Raw genomic sequence first — 6,639 nt, 5'->3', positions numbered from 1 at the left:
TGAGCGGACCGAAACTGGGCCGGCCTTTAAAAGACAGTGAGGAAGACAGCGCCCAAAAACGAATAGAATACCAGGACGCCTTGGATCGGAACGCCGTCGAAGGCAAATTTGGCGAGGGCAAGCGTACATATGGGCTTGGTCTTATTCGAGCACGCCTTCGACAGACAAGTGAAACCGTCATTGCCCTGCAGTTTCTGGTTATGAACCTTGAAAAGATCCTTCGGGATACTTTTTTTTCCTTTTTTCACTTGATCATTCGTCAGGTATTTTCATGTCACAAACTGCGAGTGGTAAGCTTTTGATCAAAATGTAGGTTGTTCAGTAGTCCCTAAGTAAACATGAAGATTGATAGACTTCCCTGCCCTTTTTCACCTACAAAGGCAATAACCGTTTGCCACCGACATCATCTGCCGCATGCTTCGACATCATTACTCCACTTGAGACGCTCTGCTTGCCCTTTTTCAACATCAACAAACTTTAGTAAAAAAATCCAAACTAAAATGAAGAGCGCGACGGAAATGATGCCAAGCCGGATCAAACTGAAAATTTCTTTTTTGCTTATAAATTTCCTCCTATATTATTCAATTTTCAAACGATTGATTTACCTTGATAAAATATAATTAAAGCCTCAATCGACATCACGAGAATTGTCGATGTTTAATGGTTTTTTATTCTATATGGAAGGATCATAGTTATGGGAATATACCCCATTTACTTGATCGTTATGGTTTTAACCCATTTAAAATAAACCGGATCGTTGCCTCCATTTCTTCGTCATCATTCCAATATTCCGGGTCTATAATTTTTCTTGCCAGCAAATAACCTACCCCGGCTGAAAAGACTAATCGCAAAATTGTTGCCGGAGATAATGGTGCAATGTCCCCTTTTTCTTGAAAGTGGCGGATCATAGCCATGGCTTTTTGAAGCGGTTCCTTGGCGACATGATTTTGAAAAAGGGCTTTGAGTTCGGGATGAAACGGAACTTCTTGAACGAGGATTTTAATCATCGAAAAATTTCTCTCCAAAAATTGTTTGCGATTTTCGATCAAAGCCCGCAGAAATGCTTCAAAGGTGTCATACTTTTGATCCAAAACTTTGTTCAGATCCCGGATAACAAACGGTGCGACAAGTTTTTTCATGACTGGTGTGACAATGGCGATTAATAGATCTTTTTTCGTTTTAAAATGGCGGAAAATCGTCCCTTCAGCGACACCCGCCTTTTTGGCGATTTCATTTGTAGATGTCGCAGAGTACCCCTTTTCCGCAAACGTTTCAATCGCTGCTTTGATAATTTGTTTTTGTTTTTCGGTTAATTGGCCGTCATCTCCGACCGTTTCAAAAATCCATTCCCAATCTTCCATGGCTAACCCTCTTAAACCATAAAAATTTTGTGTTCTTTCTCAACCTATCCGTATTATAACCGGCGGTATTTGCGGAGCGTCAATATATTTAAGGAGATAAAAAGAGCAGCGAATAGACAAAGGACGCCTAAATCAGCTGAGATCGCCGACCAGCCTTCTCCCCTTAGCATGACATCGCGAAGGGCATCCGCGCCGTAATAAAGCGGTGTGATGACCCCGATCCAGCTCACCCAATCGGAAATCGTCTCCAGATTAAAGAGGCCTGAGAAAAAGACTTGCGGAACGATCACAAGCGGGATGAACTGAATCATTTGTAGTTCATTATTGGCAAACGTCGATAAAAGGGTGCCGAGAGATAGCGCCACAAGGGCAAGAAGCAGCGTGATGAGAAGCACCCACCAGATGGACCCAGCCATCCAGAGATCCAATACATAGACACAATAAGAAACAATTAAAGCGGATTGGAGAATCGTAAACAGACCAAATCCAAAAATATAACCGATGACGAGTTCCGATCTTCTCAGCGGACTGGCCAAGATTCTTTCCAATGTTCCCCTTGTTCTTTCTCTCAACAAGGAAACGCCAGCGATTAAGAAGACAAAGAAAAACACAAAAATACCAAGCAACACCGGTCCAAAATTGTCAAATGTACTTAAGTTTTTGCCACCGTGCAAATAATAAACGATCGGTTTTAGCGCTGAAGGCAACTTGTCTTTCAACTGCTCTAAGGCTTGTAATACCGATTGATTTACTTTCGGATCACTGCCTTCCAAATAAATCTTCACTTTCCCTTGTTCGAATAAGACATAACCGTCGATGTGAGCTTTCTTTAACTGGGATTTGGCTTCTTTTAAAGTGAATGCTTTTATTGTCGTCCCGCTCGATTTCAGTTTTTCCTTAATCTGTGCCGGGGCGTTGACAAGGCCGATTTTCGGGTGATATTCGTCCCCTTTAAACACGAGGTTCATCAAGGTCATCACCAAAAGCGGGGCAAGGAACATCAAAGCGATCGTCCGCTTATCGCGTAAAAATTGGTGAATAATTCTCGTAGTAATGGCTCTAATTCGCATCATTTTCCCCCCCAAACTTGAGAAACGCTTCTTCCATGCTGTTGGTCTCGGTGGCTGTTTTCAACTCTTCTGGTGTCCCTAGGGCGATTAATCGACCATCCCGGATGAGCCCGAGTCTCGCACAACGTTCGGCTTCATCCATGACGTGCGAGGTGACGATGATGGTCACACCGCTTTTCCGAAAGTTTTCAAATGTCTCCCACAGTTTTTGCCTTAAAAACGGATCGATGCCGACGGTCGGCTCATCCAAAATAAGGATTTGCGGCTGATGCATGAGTGCGATGGCAAGCGATAGCCGCCGCTTCATACCGCCAGAAAAACGCTCAACGATCGTCTTGGCGTCTTGGGAGAGCCCCACAAGTTCTAAAACCTCTTGCGCCCGTTCTTTCATCCTTTTACCAGTAAGACCATATAAAGCCGCAAAAAAGGCAAGGTTTTCGAATGCCGAGAGCTCTTCATAAAGCGCATCCGATTGCCCCATATAGCCGATCTTGTTCATAAGCGCGAGGTCAGGCACTTTCTGCCCTAAAACGTGAATAGTTCCCTCTGTCGGCTGATCCATTCCTGCAATCATCTTAATCAGCGTCGTCTTCCCCGCTCCTGATGGCCCGAGCAAACCGAAAATTTCCGGTCGGTCAATGGAGAAGTTCACATCCTTGAGGACCCGTTTTTCCCCAAACCTTTTTGACACATGATTAACCGTTAATACCCCTGTGTTTGCCATATTCTAACCACCTATTTTTAAAAATGAGTGATTACTCACTTCTATTTTACCGCCAAAAAAGGAGAAGTAAAGTCCGTTCTGTCTCTTTTTTTCGACAAAATTCGCCACGACCACAAAAAAGAAGCGCCTCATGGATAGACGCCTCAAAAAAATTATCTGTTTTAACGCCCCTTTAAGAGGCTTCCTTTTTCCGTTTTTTTTCGTTTTTGACCATCGTCCTATAGCCCGATGTATAAAGCACAATGCCAAAAAGGACAACACCTGCGGTCATAAGATAAAGCACAGAGCCGTTCGTTGCATCAAAAAGCAAACCGCCAAGCCACGGTCCCGCAAAAAAACCGATGGAACGAAGCCCGTTCGCTCCGAAATAGGTGCCTCGTAATTTTTCACTGGCGAGGCGATCAATAATAACCCCACCCAAAGGAAAGACGAAGATTTCTCCTAGCGTTAAGACCAACATGGAGAGGATAAACATTACCCAACCGTGGGACAGGGAAAACCCAAAATAACCCATGGACATTAGCACCGTACCGACGATGAGCCCTTTAAGCATCGATAATTTCTCCGTAAATCGCATGAGTAGAATTTGTAAAACAACCACCGTGACAGCATTTAAGGATAATAAGACGGAATAAAGCAAAACCCCGTTAGCAAGAGAATCTTTTAAATACTGCGGCAACGTGGATTCAATTTGTGAATACCCCAGATTGACCATAATACCGGCAAGGATAAAATAAAAAAGGGCTTTATCTTTGCTGATGACGCGTATCGCCGAAGCAAAGGTAATTTTATGCGCGCTAGTTTCACCAGCTTGCTGAATAGGAAAAATCATAAACAATATGATAAGGGAGATTAAGTACATAAAATAAACGGCCGCCGTTATGAAAAAGGCAAGATTAGCTGCCACCGAACCGAACAAGGCTCCGAGTAACGGCCCGACTGTGGCACCGACATTAATGGCCGTATACCTCAGAGAAAAGAGTCTCACCCGTTTTTCCTGAGGTGTGAGGTCCGACATCAGAGCCTGACTGGTCGGTTCAAAAAAGGCGCGACACAACCCATTGACAGCGTTAAGCAACAAGAACACCCATGGGGCTTTTGCCGTTGCAAAACCGACAAAAACCATGCCATAGATGAAGAGTGCTGAAAACATCAATTTTTTTCGGCCGAACAAATCCGATAGTGTTCCGCCAATAAAACTCCCAACTGTCGATGTCAGCGGTCCCATTCCGATGACAAGGCCGATGAGAACTGGATTCATCGCCGTTGTTTTTGATAGATAGATCGCTAAAAACGGCATCGACATAAGACTCGCTGCCCTAACCATGACCGTACCGAGTAAAAGTGATGTCACGATCGGATGAAAGGTTTTTAAAGCTTTCATGGATGAATTTTCCCCTTTTTATAGTCTCTCCATCATCTTATAACGAAAAGATCGATAATAAAATTTTTAAATTTTTATGATTAAACATAAGGGAAACTTATTAACTGAAGCACCGAGCGTTTTTATCTTATAATGGTGTTCGGTCATGAGCGACATTTATCTATTTAACATCTCATCATCAATACTTAGTGTTCAAGTATTTTTCAAAAATCGGTCTGAGGCACAAAATTAGTTTTATTAGAATCGGTAATGGATGATAGGTGTAGAGCCGACCGCTTCACCATTGTTATATTCAATTTTAATTAAAACGACTTCGCTCAATTGCGCCTTAATTGGTTTAAAATCTCTTGCGATGAAATCGAACGCCTTTAAGAAATCTTTATGTGGTAAATGATTGGCGAGGGTGCAATGCGGCACCCATTTGCCGGGCAAGTAATAGGAATTTTCAATATCACAAAACTCACCGAAAAATCTATGGTAATCCATATGGAGACGCCATAGATCTTCGGTCATAACCGGTGCGAGAAATAGCGTTCCTGCGCTTGAAAAGCAACCGAGCGTTGAAAAATCAAGCGCAAATGAGGTTCTCTTCGAAAAAAATGATAAAAACTTATCCTTAAACGCGTCCAAATTGAGCTCACCGTAATCTGCTAGCGTCACATGCGGGCGTTTTTTCTTTCCATTTTTTTCGATATGGTAAAAAGAAATGTTCGCCTCAGCAAGTTGCGACCAAATCCAATCAATCTGTTTCTCTGTAGAATCGTCAAAACATAAGATGGTCCCATACATATTGGTTCCCCCCTCACCTAAAATTTCATATTAAAAAGAGGAGAACTCCTCTCCTTCCGTCAACGGAGTTCTCCTACGCTAAGAACGATTTTGCCGATATTTTTATTGGCTTCCATATATCTGTGAGCCTCTTGAACTTCCGCGATCGGAAACACGCGATCCACAATCGGTTTCAACTCGCCTTTTTTAAACAAAGGCAGCATGGTGTCCATAAATTCTTGGGTTAATTTGACTTTATAATCTCTGTCGCGTGACCGTAGCGTCGTTCCCGTAAGCGTCAGTCGTTTGCCCATAATGGCTCGCAAATCCACATTTTCAAGTTTGTAACCGGAAAGCGTGCTGATCAACACATGGCGGCCATCCATACCGAGGACTTCAAGATTTTGTTCCCAATACGATGCGCCGATAAAATCAAGAACGACATCGATTGAGGACGGGCCGAGCGCTTCTTGTATGACTTTGGCAAAATCATCCGTTTTGTAGTTGATGGCAAGATCGGCCCCGAGCTTTTGGCAAGCGTCCAGTTTTTCCTTAGATCCTGCTGTAACCGCAACATATGCCCCATTTAACTTGGCCATTTGTATCGCTGCCGTTCCGACGCCACTCGCACCGGCGTGGATCAACACCCTTTCACCTTGTTTTAAATGGCCGATCCAAAACAGCGTTTGGTACGCTGTTAGGAAAACTTCCGGAATGGCTGCCGTATCCTCATAACTCAAGGAATCTGGAATCGGCATCGCCATGTCTTCGTGCAAGACCGCATATTCGGCATATCCCCCACCTTCAAGCAATCCGAAAACGCGATCGCCCACTTTCCATTTGGTGACATTTGCTCCGGTCGCTTCAACGACGCCAGAAACTTCTAGACCGATGATCGGGCTTGCCCCTTTTGGCGGCGGATAATGGCCTTTGCGCTGGTGGATATCGGCGCGATTGACGGCTGTCGCTTTCACTTTGACAAGAATCTCCTTGTCTTGGGGTTCCGGCGTTGGAAATTCGCCGATATATAACTGCCCAGCGTCCCCCGGTTTTTTAACTAAAACGGCTTTCATTGTTTTTTCCCTCCCTCTATAAAATAAAGTTTTTCTTAAAATTACTCGCATTTTCTCCGGAAATCTGCACCAATTGTTTTTACCTGTCAATCAATTCATGGATATTATAGTTATTTTACCTAATAAATGGATGTTTAAGTTGACTTCGTGTAAGACAAAGGTTCTATTTACCTTTATCTGGTAACAAAGATATGATCGCACATAGGGATCTCCACAACGCTCATGGCGGTTTACCCTCCCATGTCTCACAGAGTCAAAG

The 6,639-nt window shown here is 43.5% G+C and carries 7 protein-coding genes; 1 reads left to right on the top strand and 6 read right to left on the bottom strand.

Annotation, left to right across the window (positions count from 1 at the left end):
• A partial coding sequence (locus H532_RS19015; RefSeq protein ID WP_245566476.1) for a transposase occupies positions 1 to 302 on the top strand: 302 nt, incomplete at its 5' end.
• A 420-nt stretch (positions 303 to 722) separates the two neighbouring features.
• Here the strand turns inward: H532_RS19015 and H532_RS0113805 are convergent.
• The 6 genes from H532_RS0113805 to H532_RS0113780 all read right to left on the bottom strand — a co-directional run bounded on the left by H532_RS0113805 (position 723) and on the right by H532_RS0113780 (position 6,380).
• Positions 723 to 1,361: a TetR/AcrR family transcriptional regulator gene (locus H532_RS0113805; RefSeq protein WP_027725954.1), complete on the bottom strand. Its 639-nt coding sequence runs from the start codon at positions 1,359 to 1,361 to the stop codon at positions 723 to 725.
• A gap of 53 nt (positions 1,362 to 1,414) precedes the next feature.
• Complete coding sequence (locus tag H532_RS0113800) at positions 1,415 to 2,431, bottom strand: ABC transporter permease (RefSeq protein WP_027725953.1); 1,017 nt, start codon at positions 2,429 to 2,431, stop codon at positions 1,415 to 1,417.
• Entirely contained in the window at positions 2,421 to 3,155 is a 735-nt protein-coding gene (locus H532_RS0113795) for an ABC transporter ATP-binding protein (protein ID WP_027725952.1), read from the bottom strand. Before H532_RS0113795 ends, H532_RS0113800 begins: the two co-directional genes overlap by 11 nt.
• Before the next feature lie 172 nt (positions 3,156 to 3,327).
• Entirely contained in the window at positions 3,328 to 4,539 is a 1,212-nt protein-coding gene (locus tag H532_RS19010; protein WP_051263351.1) for an MDR family MFS transporter, read from the bottom strand.
• A 237-nt stretch (positions 4,540 to 4,776) separates the two neighbouring features.
• Positions 4,777 to 5,328, bottom strand: a complete 552-nt coding sequence (locus H532_RS0113785; RefSeq protein WP_027725951.1) for a 2'-5' RNA ligase family protein — start codon at positions 5,326 to 5,328, stop codon at positions 4,777 to 4,779.
• A gap of 59 nt (positions 5,329 to 5,387) precedes the next feature.
• Positions 5,388 to 6,380 carry an NAD(P)H-quinone oxidoreductase gene (locus H532_RS0113780; RefSeq protein ID WP_027725950.1) on the bottom strand — a complete coding sequence of 331 codons (993 nt, stop codon included), beginning with the start codon at positions 6,378 to 6,380 and terminating at the stop codon, positions 5,388 to 5,390.
• Positions 6,381 to 6,639: the final 259 nt, after the last annotated feature.

Source organism: Tuberibacillus calidus DSM 17572 (genome assembly GCF_000430685.1).
GTDB lineage: Bacteria > Bacillota > Bacilli > Bacillales > Sporolactobacillaceae > Tuberibacillus > Tuberibacillus calidus.
Note: the sequence above shows the minus strand (reverse complement) of the source record. Positions and strands in the feature narration are given on the sequence as shown.